We start from the raw sequence: 16,082 nt of genomic DNA, 5'->3' as shown, positions 1-16,082 counted from the left end.
GGGAACGATGGCTATCAACCGCAGGTGCGGCGGTGCCGCCCCACCGCCGGCAGTCTCGCGAGTGGGTCCTAGAAGTGCGCGCTAAGTTGCAGTCCGACCGTGCGGGGCCGCAGGATCAGCACTTGCGCGGGACCACCCAGTTGGGACAGGACCGTCTGCGCGGCCAGTTGGCCCCGTGTATCGAACAGATTGCGGACATATATCTGCGCATCGACGGGTCCCAAGGCCATACTCGCGCGCAGATCGAGGGTTACGTAATCGGGCACGTCGTACTGCCGCAACGCCGGGCTGGCGTCGAAGCTTGCCGTGCTGTCGGAAGCAAAGCGCAACGTCGCGCCCAGCCCCGGCTTGAGATCGCTGTCGGGCAGGACATAGTCGGCATTAAGCGCGGCCGTGAAATGCGGCGTATTCGGCAAGCGTTCTCCCTTGCGGGCGCCGAGCAGCGGCACGTCCTGCGTCAGATAACCGTCGTTGTAGGCAAAATTCGCCGCCGCGACGAAGCCCGGCCCCGGACGTGCGGTCAGCGCCAGTTCGGCACCCTTGATATGCGCGCCCGGCCCGTTGGTGAAATTGCTAACGCCGGCAACCGGGCTGAGAAGCTGGATATCCTTCCAGTCGATGTAATAGCCTGACAGATCCAGGCCGAAGCTGTGATCGGCAGTCTCCGCCTTTATGCCCAGTTCGTAGCTATCCAGCGAATCCGAATCGAAAGTGGCGGGCGACGGTTCCCCGGTGGTCGGGTCTATTACGCGGAAGTTCGGGCCGCCCGGTCGATAGCCCGTAGCGAAACGGGCATAGGCCGTCACGTTGCGGCTGAAGCGGTAGCGGGCGTTGGCCAGATAGGTGACGACGCTTTCGCTGGAACTCGACCCCGGCGCCGATACGACGAAGATGCCCGAGGCGTCCTGCGTGAATTTCTGCCGGTTGTGCGCATAACGGATGCCGCCGCTGACATCGAAAGCATCGGTCAGGTGCCAGGTGAGGTTTCCAAAGGCAGCATATTCCTCGTAAGTGCTGTCAATCTCGGCCGTTACCGCGTTCACCTCCGGCATGGGAACAAGGCCTGCGCCGTATGTATCGGCAACCTGCTGCAAGAGGCTCTTTTCGCGCGTGTAGAATCCGCCGATCAGCCATTCGAAAGTTCGGCCCGTCGGCGAAGCCAGGCGGATTTCCTGCGCGAATTTGCGGGTCCTTGCCAGTTCGTTGATCGCCACCGCTTCGGCGGGGATATTGGCCAGTATCTGGAGATACGGCGCATAGACGGCCGATCCGTCGGTCGACGCGTACGTCTTGTTCTCCTGATAACTGGTCACCGACGTCAGCGATGCGCCGCCAAAATCGTAGTCGATGGTTGCGCTGCCAAGGCGGAAGTTCGACCGGAAAGGCTCATCCAGCGGATGCACCTGGTCGAGATATCCGGCAACCGGCACGCCATCCAGCCCGATATTGGCATAGCTGCCGCCCTCGCGCCGGATATTCTGCGCAAAGCCGGTGAGCCGGATCGACAGATCCTCAACCGGCGTGAACAGCGCATCGATCCTTCCGCCATAGACTTTGCCGCGATCGACATTTTTTTCGCCGGTCATGGCATTGTCGAAGTAGCCGCCGTCACGCGAATAGTAGCCGCTCGCCCGTACTGCCGCTTTATCGGCGGCGAGCGGAGCATTGACCACGGCCGACGCATCGTAGCTGGTTGCGCCATGCGCTGTCGTCGAGATGCCCGCCTGCGCCTTGGCCTCGAATTCGGTCAGCGACGGCTTGGCCATCACATACTTGAGAACGCCGCCCATAGAACTGGCGCCATAAAGAGTGCCCTGCGGTCCGCGCAGCACTTCGACACGGTCGATATCGAAAAGCCCGGCATCGAGCGCACGGCGCGGGCCGTTGGCGAATGCCGAACTTGAACCATAGGGCACTTCGTCGACATAGATGCCGACCGTCGATGACACATCCGCACCGCTGGTAACCCCGCGCATGCTGATCTGCGACGTACCTGCGCCTTGCGAGGTATATTGAAGCCCGGGAACCGTATTGGCGAAGTCGACAAACTGCCGCGCGGCAATCCGCGATATGTCATCCGAGGAAAGCGCAGTGATCGACTGGGGCGTATCGATCAGGCGTTCGGCGCGCTTTTGCGCGGTAACAACGATCTCGCCCGGATATGCGCCGTTGGATGCACCAGAATTGGCATCCTGCGCGGATGCGGAAGGGATGTAGGATAGCGCCGTACCGGCGACGAGCAGAAGTCGCAGATTGCCTCTCGAAATTGTCCTCATGCGAATACCCCTTGTTTGGCAAGCACGGCGGATTGCGCCGCATTTCGATCGGCGTGGGCGCGGGAACGTTCGGGAATGCGGTCGTCACCCCCGGCTGCGACGCTGTAAAGTCGGGGGAAGTTCGATACGGCAGATCCGAACGGTCGGACCGTTCTGCTGCCCCGCGTTTCTGCCCTACCGACCGTGAAACCCCATTGCGCCATAATGCGCCTGCCCTGTCCACATATTTTGCACTAAGTGCAATATATGTTTCAAACTTGCATTTCAAGCAAATTATGAAAGCGCACGATGGTAGCTAGAGCTTGGCGCTATTTCTCCGCCTTGTGGCCGAAAAGGATCAGTTGGTTTGAAGCGCAGCCCAGCTTTCGGGCGTGAAAACCTGCGTTTCGAAGAGCCCTTGGTCTGCATCGGGGCCGTGATAATAAGTAACCAGAAGCTCCGCCGGAGGGCCATGTGCGGCGACGGTACTGTGCCACATGGATCCATCCATGAAGAGCGCATCACCGGTTTCCAGAACGAGCGGCGCATGCCCCTCGCAATATATCAGAACGTCGCCGCGCAGTACGTAGATGATCTTTTCGCCGGGATGGCGCACGAACTCGGATTCCCAGATGCTGATCGATTCTATCGCGACCTGCATGCAATCCAGCGCACGGCTGCTGTCGGGCTCGAAAAGATGCTTGAGATTAAGTTCGCGGTAGCTGCTTGCCTTGCTGCCGCGCGTCCGCTCGCGATCGACGGCAAGGCGCCGATCGTTGATCCTGCGCGGGCTCTTGCCACCGCCCCCATCAACGCCACCGCGATCCGGGGCGGCCTTGCGGGCGACCAGATCCTCGGGCGCGATTTCAAGCGCCTTGGCAAGCAGCTCCACCTTCTCGATCGTCAACCCCAGCTGGGTATTCTCGATCCGCGAAAGCGACGATACCGATATGCCGGTCAGTTCGGACAGACGCTCAAGCGTCATTTTCCGTCGCTTTCGAAGGGTACGCAGCAATGCGCCGATCGTGTCCGGCATTTCGCCCGCCTGCCTGCGCCCGTCTTTGACGATGTTCATGTATGCCTGTTAATCCCTGCCTCGGGGCTTGGCTAGATCGGAGCAGCGGCGATCAGCCCCACAGTTCGGGGGTGAAGCGATGCAGGCACCGGCCGTCGTGATGCACGCCGGCATCAGCGCGGTCCTTGACGATGAGCGGCACGTCGAGATCGACGACTTCGCAAAGCGATGCGACCACATAGGCCGGCGCCATCGCCAGCCCGGAACCCAGCATGCATCCCACCATCAAGCGGAATCCTCTGGCCCGTGCCGCATCGGCTAACGCCAGGCCTTCGGTAAGGCCGCCGGTCTTGTCCAGCTTGATGTTGACGTATTCGTACCGGTCAACCAGCCGGTCCAGGTCAGTGCGATCGTGACAGGATTCGTCCGCGCAAAGCCTGACGGCACGATTGTATTCGTCGAGCAGACGATCGTCCTGCGGCGGCAACGGCTGCTCGATCATGAACACCCCCGCATCGGCAAGGCGGGGAGCCATTGCGTTCAGCCGCTCCAGCGTCCATCCGGCGTTGACGTCGACGAACAGTGGAATATCAGGCAGCACCGAACGGACAGCCGCCACGCATTCCAGATCGGCTTCGCCGCCCAGTTTCAGCTTGATCATCGACGCGCCTCGAAGCGTCGCCGCGAATTTGGCGGTCGCCTCGGGCGCCATGATGCCGATGGTGACATCGGAAGTAATCTTGCTCGGGGCACGCAACCCGGCGTTTTCCCAAACCGAGCGCCCCGATCTCTTCGCCTCCAGATCCCACAGGGCGCAATCTAGCGCGTTTCGTGCCGACCGCCCCGGCATAGCGCTCTGCAGGGTCAGCCGATCCAATTCTCCGTTTTCCAGCAGGGGGGCAATCGCCTCGATCTCGGCCAACGTCGAGTCCGCATCCTGGTTATAGATGCTCATCGGGCAACACTCTCCGCGCCCGATCACTCCGCAGTCGGAAGCTTCGACCTCGACCACATCGAGCCCGGAAATCGTGCCGAATGCGACCCGGAAAGGCTGATCGAGCCCAATGAACCTCTTTCGGGCCGAAATTTTCATGCCGCATCGCTCCATATTTTGCATATTGAGCAATATGGAAGCATATTTTGCATTTGAAGCAAATCTGTTTTTGCAAATCTCCAATCGCTCTTACGTTATGCCCGCGCCGAGTAGGACGAATCCGCTCGCGCGGGCGGGTCGCGTGGGCGACGTCGCGGAGTAGAGTAGGATTTTCAGTAGGCTATGGTCGTAGTCCCAGCATGGAGTTCCCTTCGAAGAGAGGAACCTGCTATGCCTACGCCATCGACCGAAGCCGCCGTCACTCCGCGGCGTCAGCGCATGCTGCACGATATGATGATGATGCGCGGCCTGCTGCTACGTAGACCGGACCGGAAAATCAGGCACGTGCGGCGTTTCGCGGCCTACCTCGGTCGCCGCCCGATATGGCAACGGCCGAGGATCTGCGTAATTTCCAGATCCACCAGCGCGAGAGCGGCGCCGACGCCGGCACCATCAATGGCGCGGTGTCGTCGCTGCGCTTCTTTTACACCGTCACGCCCCGGCGCTAAGACCTGGCGCGCGCGCTGGTCGCGACACGCCGCCCGGACAAGATGCGCGAAGTCCTCAGCGTCGAGGAGGCCTCCCAGTTGCTCGAAGCGGCACCTGGCATCAAGTACAAAGCCGCGCTTGGCGTTCCCTATGGTGCAGGCCTGCGCGTTTCTGAGGTCGCCCATCTCTAGGTCGACGATATCGATAGCGAGCGCATGTTGATCCGGGTTGAACAGGGCAAGGGCGCGCGCGATCGCAACGCCATGCTATCGCCGCCCCGAACGTCAGCGCGTGATGACGCTCGCGACCCACGAGTTCATCCGCTGCTTCCTGACGCACGTCCTGCCTTGAGGCTTCCATCGCATCCGCCATTACGGCCTGCTCGCCGGCTCCACACGCAAGGCCATGCTTGGCTTGGCTTGGCCTGGCCCGCCACCTTCTCCACGTTGCCACGCCGAGCGAACCACCGCCCGAGCAGACGCAAGACTATCGGCCGCCATGCCCCTGCTGCGGCGGGCACATGCTCGTCATCGAAGCCTTTCCCCGCTGGCGCCAACCTCGCGCTCCGCCGCCACCCACCATGCCCATCCGGATACCCGCGCCATGACCCGGCATGGCTTGATCTTCTACAGGTCCGCGCCTCAACGCGCTGGGCAACACCCCGCACGCGCTTCACCTTCCTGCTGCGTGGTGCGGCGCTCTGCGAACCGCCTCCACGTGCCTCCCGGCTGCCCCGGGACCCCGGAGAACATCGGCTCGTGCACCACAGCGCGTGCGCGGGGGCGATGACCGAAGAATATGCAGCCATTTATGGACGGCTTCCCTCGAACCTCGGCGCCTTTCTCCATGCGCCCTTCAGTCTTCGCTCCGGCCATTCCCCCTGGAGCCGCGACCTTCCAAAGGTGGATATCGACCACGATTATTGGCTTCACAATCGGCTGCTGTCACACGACTATCTACAAGCCCTGGACCGCATTGCGCGGCGATATGGTCGTGGAAATTGTAGACCAGACATATGCGCTTACATGATTCCACGGTCTATACATCAGCATTACGTCGTCGGTCTCCGATCCGCTTCATTCCAGTCCTGAATATCGCATCGAAGGTCGCGGCAACGAGGCTCGGATTATGCCGATCCATGAAGGGATCAGGAGCTCCGACTTCTCCCTGGACAAGGAATCCGCTGATGCCTCCGCGAGCGTCAAGCCGCCTATCTGCATGCCCATGAGAATGCGGTGACACGCCTGCGAGTCATCGTCGGGCTGGCTATCCGCAATGGCCTCGACCGTATCACTGAAGATCGGATCGGTCGGGCCGACGCAGCCTAAGTATGGGTATGCAAATCGGTCTCGGTTGAAACTAGCCAGTCCGATCATCCCCCTCCCGGGCCGACCCATCCTGGGTTCGATTGCCCCCTGCGACGATGGAGCGGCAGTTCCGCAGTACTGCGCCTACTTTCCAGGCCCTTGGTAACTAGCCGGTCGAGAGCCACCTCCTATGCATACGCGCCCGATATCGGGCTTTCTAACACTAGGGTAAATATTTAACACCATTGATGTTAGATAGGCGATTTAATGTTAGATGAGCTTCCAGATACGCAGTTGCGCGCGCTTGCAAGCGCAACGGAGGCCTATGCCCGTGAAGCCTTTGGTGTTCAACTTCACCTCGTTCCCGTTAAGCCGCTGGGTTTGCCCCACTACCTGTTGGATCGATACAGCCTCTGGACGGGAGAACTGCTGGATGGCCCAGCCATCTTCATTCTTCCGCAAAATGGCTCGATCGGCGGTGTAGAGGAATATCTGAAACATCGCGACCAGATACGGCGACGTCTCGACAGCAGCCTGCTGGTGCTGGTCCTCGAAGGCGTGACCGCAGCGCTGCGCCGCCGCCTCGTTGAAAAGCGCGTGGCCTTCATCTCCCCGGGTACTCAATTCTATGTACCCGAGGCGCTTCTCGACCTGCGCGAAGTCTATTCCAGCCAACCTGCCGCGCCATCCGAGCAATTGTCGCCGACAGCGCAGGTTCTGGTGCTGGCCGCCTTGCTGGGTCATGAGATCAACGACGCCAACATGACCCAGCTTGCCGATCGCTATCGTGTCGCGATCATGAGCATCAGCCGTGCCGTCGATGAACTGGAAGCGTTAAAACTGGCGCAACGGCATCATGTCGGTCGTCAGCGCCGCCTGCGCTTGCGCATGGATGGTGCGCAGCTATGGCGCGCCGTCGAAGATCTGCTGCAATCCCCGGTGCGCAAATCCCGCTCCGTCATAGGCGACTTGCCAGAAGATCTCACGGTCCTGGCCGGCGAGAGCGCGCTTGCGCGCTATACCATGCTGGCAGAGCCGAAGATCATATGCCGCGCCGTGCCGGCATTCGCCTGGAAGCGTATCGCCAAGGATTGCGAGCTTGAGAGCAGCTGGGATCATGACGAGCGCAGCCAGGAGGTTCAGACCTGGGCCTATGATCCGCAGCTTCTGAGCGAGGACGGAACAGCTGACCGGATCTCGCTGTATCTGAGCACGAGGCATGACCCTGACGAACGGATCGCGCAGGCAGCCGAGCAACTTCTGGAGCCCTTTGAATGGTAACTGGCGTCGATCGCTTCCGTGCCCATTTTGCTGAACATGAACATCAATATGTCCTGATCGGCGGCGCGGCATGCGAATTGATCATGGACGATGCCGGCCTCGATTTTCGCGCGACCAGGGATTTGGATATCGTGCTGATCGTCGAGGCGCTCGATCCCGCGTTTTCCGAGGCCTTCATGGCTTTTGTAGAGGCGGGTGCCTATGAAATCCAGCAGCGCGGTGAAGGGGAGCGGATATTGTATCGCTTCGCCAAACCCGCAACCGAAGGCTATCCCGCGATGCTGGAACTATTCTCCAATGTCCCGGATGGCTTCGACCTGGCCCCCGGCAGTCACCTGACGCCGATCCCCATTGCCGAGGAAGCGGCCAGCCTGTCCGCGATCCTGCTGGACGAGGATTACTATGCTTTCCTCAAGACGATGACCCGGCCCCTGGACGGCATTCCGGTCTTGGACGAAGTCGGCATCATTCCCTTCAAGGCGCGCGCCTGGATCGATCTTAGCCGCCGTCAGGCGGAGGGAGAAAAGGTTGATAGCCGTGATGTGAAGAAGCACCGCAACGATGTCGCGCGCATGTTGCAGCTTCTGAGCCCGGAGGCACGATATGATCTCCCGGATACGATCAGGGCCGACATGCAGGCCTTTGTCGAAGGATTGGCCGCGCAGGACGATTTCGAGCTCAAGCAGTTCGGTATTGCGATGACGAAAGACATCGTGATCGATCGACTGAACCACCGTCGACCCCCGAGAGGTGACTACCCGGTCGATGCATTACCAGGAAATGCCTATGCCGGTGGGACCATTCAGCGGTAACGGTTTCGCAGAAATGATGGAGGCACTCCGCGGTGTGGGGGCTCTAGGAAACCAGCAGCCCCGCTACCCGCCGTGCTCCATCGCCTCGACAACACTCGGCGATAAAAGGGCCAGGTTTTGAATAGCCGCCAACCCCCATTGTGCGGCACTATTGGTAGAAAGGCCATCTATCTCGACTTGCCCCTCCCCGACCCGCCGTTCCCTCACTGTGTCGGGAAATTCTCCTTCGTGGAATTCCCGCCACGCCCGTTCCGCCAAGGCTGCATCGCCAAGCGCATGCGCAGCATAGGCGGTGAGGCGCGAATGGGCCTGTCGCAAGTTGTGTCCGCGCGGAGGCTCTCCAAAGCGGCGCTGCCAATCGGCGGCGGGAGCGTTGTACCAAGCGCAGTAGTCGACCCACACTGCGCGGTAGCGGGGCGCGTCGATCAACGGCAGGACTTCGGCCATGATCTCGACCACGCCGAACACGGCATTGAGGTGGCTGACGCTGATCTGATCACCGCCTGACACGAAGCGGCCGCTTGCGAGGTCGAAATTCGCGCCGCCGGCCCACCACTGCCGCGGCAAACTGACGATGCTGTCCATGCCTGCTACGATGCGGTCGCGCCAGCGGCCGTCTCCGGTACGCTCCCACTCGGTGAACCACGCGGCAACAAGGCTGCCCCAGCTGGTGCCGAACTGGAGCTGGATCACGCCTTCGGGCAGGCCCTGCGGCTTCGTGACGGCCGCGATGCCGCCGGGTGGCAGCGATTCCAGCGCGCGATCAGCCACCTTGCGGCCGATATCGACTTTCTGGAGCGCACGGTCGGAATGGACAAGCGCTCGCATCAGGTCGCCGACGCGCTCGTCGCCGGTGAGGTAGTAATAGATGCGGCGATAGGCGGCGTTGGAGACGCGGGGCTGTTTTGAACTGTCGCTCCAGTGTTGGACGCCGTGGCGGGTTCCGAGCCCGGCCCATGGCCCGGCGTGATAGACGTCGACCTCACCTGTGTGGCGCGTCATCGCCTCGGCCATGCGGAACAGGTCGGCGCGGCCCGTGCGCAAATAGCTGTACCAGAGCCAGAGGTCGGTCGAGAGTTCGCTGTTGTCCCAAGCATAGCCGCCGATGTCGTAGCGCCATTGGTGCCGGTCGGCATCGTAAGTGTGCATGACGTCGCCGTGATTCCAGAAACCGTACCAATGGCGACGCTCGATCTCGCCCTGGTAATGGCCCAGCAGGAGGTCGTTCTGGCGCTCCACGGCCTCGGCCGCCGGGCCTCTGGCGATGGGCAGTGCCCAGTCTCCGAACACTCCGGCGGCGCGGATCTGCGCGGGGCTCGCCTGAAGGCGTGGCGGGCGGGCGACATGGGCGGCGTAGCTTTCCAGTTCGGTCGCGTCGGGCGTCGCGGGCAGCGCCCAGACCCAGAGTTCGTTAGTGCGTGCGATGCCCTGTACGGAATCCCAGCCCGGCTCGTAGTCCTCGTAAGTCACGTCGAGGCCCCGGTTCTGCGCGGGGTAGTCGGTCATGCCCAGAACGCCGCGGTAGGAGCGCATGTCCATGGCCGGGGCATCGGGCGCCCAGAGCCATGCGGTGAGCTGGGCCTCGTCGCCGCTCGCCCCGACAATGTCGAGCTGGACGGGATGACGCTTCCAGAAGTCCGCCATGCCGATCGCCGCGCCGCCCTGAGGGGAGCCGACATAGGCCAGTCCGCGTGCGCGGTGGCCCTCAATCGACTGGATCGAAGCGCGGCCTTTCGCGGTGCGCTTGGTCACCACGAAGCCTTCCGACGTGCCTTGGAAGAGACGGAAGTCGCCCCAGGCGGGGATGCTTTCCAGCAGCGGCGCGAACTTTTCGGGCAGGGTGGCCACATCGGGCACGGCGCGGCCATCGATCTGCGCCTGCCGGAACGCTTCGCCGGGATCGCGGCGCAGGCCGGTCAGAGGACGCACGGCTTCGGAGAACAGGCCGGTCTCGGTCGCGAGGCGGACGTGACGGTCATGCAGCTCCCCGCGCATCGGTACGGTGGCCTGGATGCCCAGACCGGAGAGGAAATCATGGGCGGAATCGCCGTCCCAGATGAAGCTATGGACGATCCGCACCGCGTCGCTGCCGCTGGTGAAATAGAGGCGCAGGCTGAACGGCAGCCAAGAGCGCGCAGCGCCTGCGTGGGTGCCGTCGATTTTCAGCACCGCGCGGACCGGGCCGGATTGCTCGACGGTGACGCTCTCGATCCTACTGGTGAAGCGGCGCTGGGAAAGCGTGTCCGCTTCCTCGGCTGAAGCGGCATCCTGCGCGCGGGCGACTAGTAAGACATCGCGCAGCAGCACGCGGCCGCCGCGTTCGGCAGAGGCAATCACGGCGCTACCTTGCCGGGGAACGCGCCAGCGCGTGAGGCCGACGTTCACCTCGATGGCTTCGGCGCGCTGGTCGACGGTGACGCAGTCGGCTGGGGCGGCGGCCGGGGTGGCAGGTTGCCCTGCAGCGATCGTCACCCGGTTCACCGCATGTTTTCCGGCGGCAAGGGCATGGCCGCTCCACTTGACCGAACCGTCGGGCCAGTAGGCGAGCGGCCAGCTCTGTATCGGCAGGGCTATGTTTCCGGCATGTGCGGCGAGGCGGTCGACATGGCGCACGGCGCCGCGCGGCCAGGGCATGCCGAAGCTCTGCCCGCCATCCCAGGCAGGTTCGGCGCCATCGAGCCAGTGCAAGTCGCTGCCCGCTGCCGGAGATGACCCGGCGAGAACGCGGCCCGGCAGAGAGATGGCGGCACCGCCGAGAAGACCGGCGCGCAGGAGGGCGCGACGTGAGCAGGGCATCGGGCGAGGCATGGAAATTCCTGAGTTCAAGCGAGGCGGGAGACGGCGAAATTGCGCAGGCGCAGATGGCTGGCAGTGGTTCGCAGGGCGAAATGGCCGCTCGTCAGCGGCGCGGGGTCTTCGAAAGCGAAGAGTTGCCGGTCGTCGCGGAAGAAGCCGATCCGGGCGCCGTCAGCGATCAGGCGAATGCGCTGCCAGCGGTTGGCGACCAGCATGTCCGCCGCGCCGCGCCGCGCCGGTCGTTTTCAGGCAGCAAAGGCCGCACGCCGGGCTTTCCGACATAGCGGCGCAAGCGGGTGGTCGAATTGCCATTGCCGCCGAGACCGACGTAGTAGGTTTCGAGATCGTCGTAGTCCTCAAACTTCCCCGAGCGCGGGCGTGCGATCGCATTTCCCTCCGGAGCCGCTCGATCCTGCGCCATCCAGAAGCAGTTGAGATCGCTTACCCGGTCGTTCGCACCGCCTGCCGAGACGGCCTGCGCCTCGTATTCGATGGCGATCCGGCCTTCGAGGCGCGGCAGGAACCAGAGCGTGAGCCCGGCAGGCGCCTCGATATCGAGCACATCCCGTTCCGCCGAGACGTGCGCGGGGGCCTCAGCCTCGATCCGCCACTGACCCAGGCCATGGCGGAACGTGTCCGTGAACAGGCGGCGACCTTTGTTTCGCCCGAAAGTCGGAGCCGGCAGGAGATAGGCTCCCGCCAGACCCGCGACCATCATGCGCCGGGAAAGTCCCGGCTGCGTCACAGCTTGGCCCGCACGCCGAAGTAGATCCGGCGACCATAGGTCTCGATCACGTTGCGACGATAGACGCTGTTGGCGTTCTCGATCCGGGTGGAATCGGTGAGGTTGACGCCTTCCAGGAACACCGAGACATTTGGGTTGATGATGTAGCTGGCCGAAGCGTCGAACTGACCGAAGGCCTCGCCGAACGAGGGGTTGTTGCCGCGATCGACCGCGTTGATCAGATAGCGGCTGCGCCAGTTGTACGACCCGCGAATGGCGAAGTGCCCGTCGTCATAGAATACCGAGGCGTTGTAGCTGTTGCGGGAGACACCGGGGAACGGCAGCGAAGCGTCAGTGAAGTAGTCCCTCCCTTCGTAGCCGCTGTCGGTGTTGAACGTGTAGTTCGCGGTCACACCGAGATTGCCCAGCAGGCCCGGCAGGAAGTCCAGCCCAAGCTGCGCGCCTGCCTCGAAGCCCTGGATGGTGACGTGCTGGGTGCCGTTGATCGGCATCTTGATCGTATAGACCTGCCCGTCGATCTCTTCCTCTTGGCTGGCAGTGTCGATGAACGACTTGATATCCTTGCGGAAGCCGGTGATCGACACGTAATTTGTGCGCGAGATATAGTACTCAAACCCGAGATCGTACTGCCACGCGCGGTAAGGCTTGAGTGCCGGATTGCCACGTGATCCTGTAAGGCCGACCGAGTCCAGCTTGACGTTGGGCGCCATCTGCGACGGTGCCGGGCGGGCCAGCACATCAGATGCGGTGGCGCGCACCACCAGCTTACGGGGAATTACTTCGGCGCGCAGGTTCAGCGAGGGCAGCAATACGGTATATTCGCCGGTGTACCGCGCGGGCGTGATGACGCCATCAGTGCTCTGGCTACCACTTGAGACGGTGCGCGTGTGAACGAGCCGCGCGCCGACAACGCCGGTCAGCTCGAAGCCGAGATTGGCCTTGAAGGCACCCTGGAAATACCCCGCGATCGTGCTCTCGCGAACCCGGTAGGTGTCGAGCGGCGAGATGCTGGTGTAGGGATCGGGAATGCCCACGGCTTTGGCGAGATTGTCGCCCAGGTTCCACCACCGGTCGATGCCGGAAAATCCGAGATCGCCGGTCTTGAAGAAGCTGCCGTCGCCCATGCCGCCGTAGGTGTTCAACAGGTCCTGGATATTGGTGAGCTGTGCGGCCGGGGCCGTCGTGCCCAGGACCTGGGTGCCGGTCACGCCCGAGCGGGTCAGCGTGGTCTGGCCGGTGATGCCGTTCAGCGTATAGACCGCGTTCTGGAAGCGGCTGCTGGAGACCAGCTGGTTCAGCTCAACGCCGCTCTTCAGCGAGGTCAGGACGCCGCTTTCGTCGGGCTTGTATTCGGCATCGAACTTGGCGCCGGTCTCGCGCTGCTTGTTGAGGCGCGGGCGGGCCTCGACCGCGAGGCTGTTGATACCCTGCGTGGTCGTAGTGTCGATCGGCAGGATGATGTTAGGTGCGTTCTGCGGGTTGTTGTAGTCGATCGTGATCCACGGCAGCGCGGTCTTGCCGGAGACCGAGGCGGTGACGTCCACCTCGTCGTTCAGGACACGCGAGGCCGCGTAAGTGCCGCGCGCCGAGAGCTTGAACTTGCCGGTGGTCCACTCGGCGCCAAGAATGCCGTTGAAGGTGCGCCGGTTAAGGCTGCCGATCACGCTGCGATAATTGACGCTCGGGCCGGAGCCGGCGTTGGAACCGTTGACGAAGGTCACCGTCTGCGCGGTTTCGTCGCGGATGACGACGCCGGTGGGGTCAATGCCGCCGTTCGCCACCGACTGGGTGGTGCTGAGCTGCAGGTATTGGTCGTCAGATGTCGTGTCGCTGCGGGTATAGGTGCCTTCCACGTAGGCGCGAAAATCGTCGCTCGGGCGCCATTCTATAATGCCGTTCAGAGCATAGCGCTTGGTCGGTTCGGTTGAGGTGATGTAGCGCGGGATGTCGGGGTAGAAATCACCGAAACCGCTACCATCAAGATCGACACAGCGGGCCTGATTCCGACCCGAAAGGCAGTTCTGCGCGGCAGGCGTCGCAGGCTGTGTGGTCTCGACCTGTCGCCAACCGGTGGTGCGAGCCTGATCGTAGCGAATAGTGCGACTCTCGTACGTGCCCGAAAGCAGCACGCCGATGGTGTCATGGGCGAAGAGCTTGGAACCGATCAGTGCGAACTTGGGGTCGACCTTGTCCGCCAGTTCGTTGTAGATCCCCTGAGCGGAGCCCGCGAGGTAGCCATCCTTGCTGTCGAACGGGCGGCGGGTGATGATGCGCACGGTCCCGCCAAGTCCGCCTTCGGTCATATCCGGCGTTGCGGACTTCAGCACTTCGAGGCGTGAGACGAATTCGGCGGGCAGATCGCGGAAATCGACCGCGCGGTTGCTGCCGTTCCCCGCTGCCGCCGCAATCGAGGTGGAAAGCGCCGACTGGCCGTTGATCTCCACGCGGTTGAGCGAGGGATCTGCACCGCGAATGGTGATTGCCGAACCTTCGCCGCCGCTTCGGGTGATTTGCACACCGGTCACGCGCTGAAGCGCTTCGCCGATGTTTTTGTCGGGGAATTTACCGACATCCTCGGCCGAGATGGCGTCAACGACTTGGGCAGAGTCGCGCTTCACCGCCAGTGAATCTGCCAGGCTCTTACGAATACCAGTGACCAGAATCTCCGCGCTCTCGCGACTTTCCTCGCGGGATTCTGTGGAATTCTGTACATTCGCTTCCTGCGCCAAAGCGGACGTGCTGGTGAGCAGGAGCACAACTGCTCCGGTGAGACGTTTCAAAACACGCACCCCTTTTTGTCGGACTAATCTGCGGAAAGCATGGCTAATCTCCACCAATTTAGTTGACAATAAAGTTTTGCTATTTCCCTGAAAAGTTTACGAGCTCGGCGCGCCGACCAGTGCCGTAAGCCCCAACAATGTGGCCGACCGCCTGTCGAACTTGTCGCTCCGGTTTGTCCGGTTTCTCCGGCGGGTACCAAGCGTATGATTTTGCCCACTAGCCGTTCCAGCGGCAGTCTGAAGACGACCCGAAGGGACAGAACTGCCGATAGCTGCGCCCCAGGTCGACAAGGTTTGGGAGGCACATTTTGTCCTGAGCCTGAGGGACGACGGAACACTGGCTCGGACCCGTCGCCGCCGTGTGATTGTCACGATCGTACCGAACGACGGTCCCCCAATAAGTCCTTCTGAATCCGAGATAACGCGATCTAGGACTGAGTTGCTGGCGGTCGCAGACTTGGAGGCGGCCGATTAGAGAAACGAGATAGCTTTTCAAACCGAGGACGGCAGAAAACCGCGATCTCCGGTCGAGCGTCCAGCGCTCAGGGTCGCCGTGTAGGAAAGCGCTCGCCATCGCCAAGTCGAGACCGGGTGCGTGGCTGATCGGCTTGCCGAACTGCGGCCACAACATGTTGAACGAGCGCGGTAACGATCTCGTGCGGCTAATGTCGGAATTCATCCTGCGGACGTCGAAGCAACGCTAGTCCGCATGCCCGACCTACAGTTGCAACGAAATAAGCGGGCTCCACCGCAGCTTCACTTGCGACAACGGCACCATCTCTGCCGTTGCGACGGTCAGATATCTCGAGGTGGACGTGTTGACGCTCGCAGAGGGGACTGAAATCTGAAACTGCGCTGGGTCCTTGCCGTTGCAAGAACCTCGGAATTACAGCAGAGCGGCGGCTCTGGGCCTTATCTCAGATATTCACCCCCATTGCGCTTAGATCCAGACCGGTCATTCGATGGCACAGGCCGGCCATCAGGATTAAGGCGCGATTGCAATTGCGGAGTGATCTGCTGCACTATCGACCGGAAGCCCAGCCTCCTTGCGTTCGGAACAGCGTTCGACGAGATGCCCCGAGTGCGGCCGCATCGACACCGTGAAGCGCACCAGTTCCTCCAGCGCTCGTAATAACTCGACGCTCGCATCCGTCTGGCTTCGTCAAATTCCCTATAGGCCATCGCAATAGAGGACTAGTTGCGGCGTAAACTTTCGCATCCAGCGACCTAGCAGGCGCCACGAATTGACCGCATTGAACGATTGCGAGCCGCCGGACACCTGCATGACAACAAGCGTCCCTGCGTCGCCAGCATCCAGAACATTTGGAGCGGCATATGATCACTCTGCGTCTTCTTGATGCCGCTGATTTAGCCGCGGCGCTCTGGGCTGCACCAGACCATGCCTTCCGACCAGAGCGCGTGCTCGCGCAATTCATGCACAGCAGAGTGATCGTCTCTTGCTATTTGATCGGGCAGCGGCAGGTCGCTGGGGATAACGCTCGAACAACG

9 protein-coding genes and 3 pseudogenes are annotated in these 16,082 nt (G+C 62.1%); 4 read left to right on the top strand and 8 right to left on the bottom strand.

The features are described 5' to 3' along the window. Nucleotides 1–68: 68 nt before the first annotated feature. The 3 genes from ACZ1J6_RS22935 to ACZ1J6_RS22925 all read right to left on the bottom strand — a co-directional run bounded on the left by ACZ1J6_RS22935 (nucleotide 69) and on the right by ACZ1J6_RS22925 (nucleotide 4,363). Entirely contained in the window at nucleotides 69–2,276 is a 2,208-nt protein-coding gene (locus ACZ1J6_RS22935) for a TonB-dependent receptor (RefSeq protein ID WP_465128620.1), read from the bottom strand. Nucleotides 2,277–2,613: 337 nt separating this feature from the next. Next, nucleotides 2,614–3,291 carry a helix-turn-helix domain-containing protein gene (locus ACZ1J6_RS22930; protein ID WP_465128619.1) on the bottom strand — a complete coding sequence of 226 codons (678 nt, stop codon included), beginning with the start codon at nucleotides 3,289–3,291 and terminating at the stop codon, nucleotides 2,614–2,616. 91 nt (nucleotides 3,292–3,382) lie between these two features. After that, entirely contained in the window at nucleotides 3,383–4,363 is a 981-nt protein-coding gene (locus tag ACZ1J6_RS22925; protein WP_465128618.1) for a dipeptide epimerase, read from the bottom strand. Nucleotides 4,364–4,594: 231 nt separating this feature from the next. Between ACZ1J6_RS22925 and ACZ1J6_RS22920 the strand changes: the two are divergent. From ACZ1J6_RS22920 to ACZ1J6_RS22905, 4 genes and pseudogenes are all read left to right on the top strand, one after another. Further along, nucleotides 4,595–5,127 (top strand): annotated as a pseudogene (locus ACZ1J6_RS22920) (tyrosine-type recombinase/integrase); the annotation flags it as partial. Next, nucleotides 5,120–5,459 (top strand): annotated as a pseudogene (locus ACZ1J6_RS22915) (transposase); the annotation flags it as partial. The pseudogenes ACZ1J6_RS22920 and ACZ1J6_RS22915, both read left to right, overlap by 8 nt. A gap of 967 nt (nucleotides 5,460–6,426) precedes the next feature. After that, entirely contained in the window at nucleotides 6,427–7,440 is a 1,014-nt protein-coding gene (locus tag ACZ1J6_RS22910) for a hypothetical protein (protein WP_465128617.1), read from the top strand. After that, nucleotides 7,434–8,252: a hypothetical protein gene (locus ACZ1J6_RS22905; protein ID WP_465128616.1), complete on the top strand. Its 819-nt coding sequence runs from the start codon at nucleotides 7,434–7,436 to the stop codon at nucleotides 8,250–8,252. Before ACZ1J6_RS22910 ends, ACZ1J6_RS22905 begins: the two co-directional genes overlap by 7 nt. 63 nt (nucleotides 8,253–8,315) lie before the next feature. On the opposite strand, the gene ACZ1J6_RS22900 is transcribed toward ACZ1J6_RS22905, so the two are convergent. The 5 genes and pseudogenes from ACZ1J6_RS22900 to ACZ1J6_RS22880 form a co-directional block, all read right to left on the bottom strand. Then, on the bottom strand, nucleotides 8,316–11,060 hold the full coding sequence (locus ACZ1J6_RS22900) for an exo-rhamnogalacturonan lyase family protein (RefSeq protein ID WP_465128615.1): 2,745 nt from the start codon (nucleotides 11,058–11,060) through the stop codon (nucleotides 8,316–8,318). A 14-nt stretch (nucleotides 11,061–11,074) separates the two neighbouring features. Continuing rightward, a complete protein-coding gene (locus ACZ1J6_RS22895) occupies nucleotides 11,075–11,263 on the bottom strand; it encodes a DUF6250 domain-containing protein (protein WP_465128614.1) in 189 nt (62 codons plus the stop codon). Then, entirely contained in the window at nucleotides 11,227–11,766 is a 540-nt protein-coding gene (locus tag ACZ1J6_RS22890) for a DUF6250 domain-containing protein (protein ID WP_465128613.1), read from the bottom strand. The genes ACZ1J6_RS22895 and ACZ1J6_RS22890 overlap by 37 nt, the downstream gene beginning before the upstream one ends. Nucleotides 11,767–11,789: 23 nt before the next feature. Next, the gene (locus ACZ1J6_RS22885; protein ID WP_465128833.1) at nucleotides 11,790–14,549 is read right to left on the bottom strand and encodes a TonB-dependent receptor; all 2,760 of its coding nucleotides are present in this window, start codon (nucleotides 14,547–14,549) and stop codon (nucleotides 11,790–11,792) included. A gap of 1,009 nt (nucleotides 14,550–15,558) precedes the next feature. Next, a pseudogene (locus ACZ1J6_RS22880) lies at nucleotides 15,559–16,064 on the bottom strand (NAD(P)H-dependent oxidoreductase); the annotation flags it as partial. Nucleotides 16,065–16,082: the final 18 nt, after the last annotated feature.

Source organism: Novosphingobium sp. BL-S-21 (genome assembly GCF_055521655.1).
Note: the sequence above shows the minus strand (reverse complement) of the source record. Positions and strands in the feature narration are given on the sequence as shown.

Bases quoted from the DNA above. Each gene is read 5' to 3' on its own strand.
- ACZ1J6_RS22895 (WP_465128614.1), bottom strand. From the start codon at position 11,263: ATGCTGGTCGCCAACCGCTGGCAGCGCATTCGCCTGATCGCTGACGGC.
- ACZ1J6_RS22890 (WP_465128613.1), bottom strand. From the start codon at position 11,766: ATGATGGTCGCGGGTCTGGCGGGAGCCTATCTCCTGCCGGCTCCGACT.
- ACZ1J6_RS22910 (WP_465128617.1), top strand. From the start codon at position 6,427: ATGTTAGATGAGCTTCCAGATACGCAGTTGCGCGCGCTTGCAAGCGCA.
- ACZ1J6_RS22905 (WP_465128616.1), top strand. From the start codon at position 7,434: ATGGTAACTGGCGTCGATCGCTTCCGTGCCCATTTTGCTGAACATGAA.
- ACZ1J6_RS22935 (WP_465128620.1), bottom strand. From the start codon at position 2,276: ATGAGGACAATTTCGAGAGGCAATCTGCGACTTCTGCTCGTCGCCGGT.
- ACZ1J6_RS22925 (WP_465128618.1), bottom strand. From the start codon at position 4,363: ATGAAAATTTCGGCCCGAAAGAGGTTCATTGGGCTCGATCAGCCTTTC.
- ACZ1J6_RS22900 (WP_465128615.1), bottom strand. From the start codon at position 11,060: ATGCCTCGCCCGATGCCCTGCTCACGTCGCGCCCTCCTGCGCGCCGGT.
- ACZ1J6_RS22930 (WP_465128619.1), bottom strand. From the start codon at position 3,291: ATGCCGGACACGATCGGCGCATTGCTGCGTACCCTTCGAAAGCGACGG.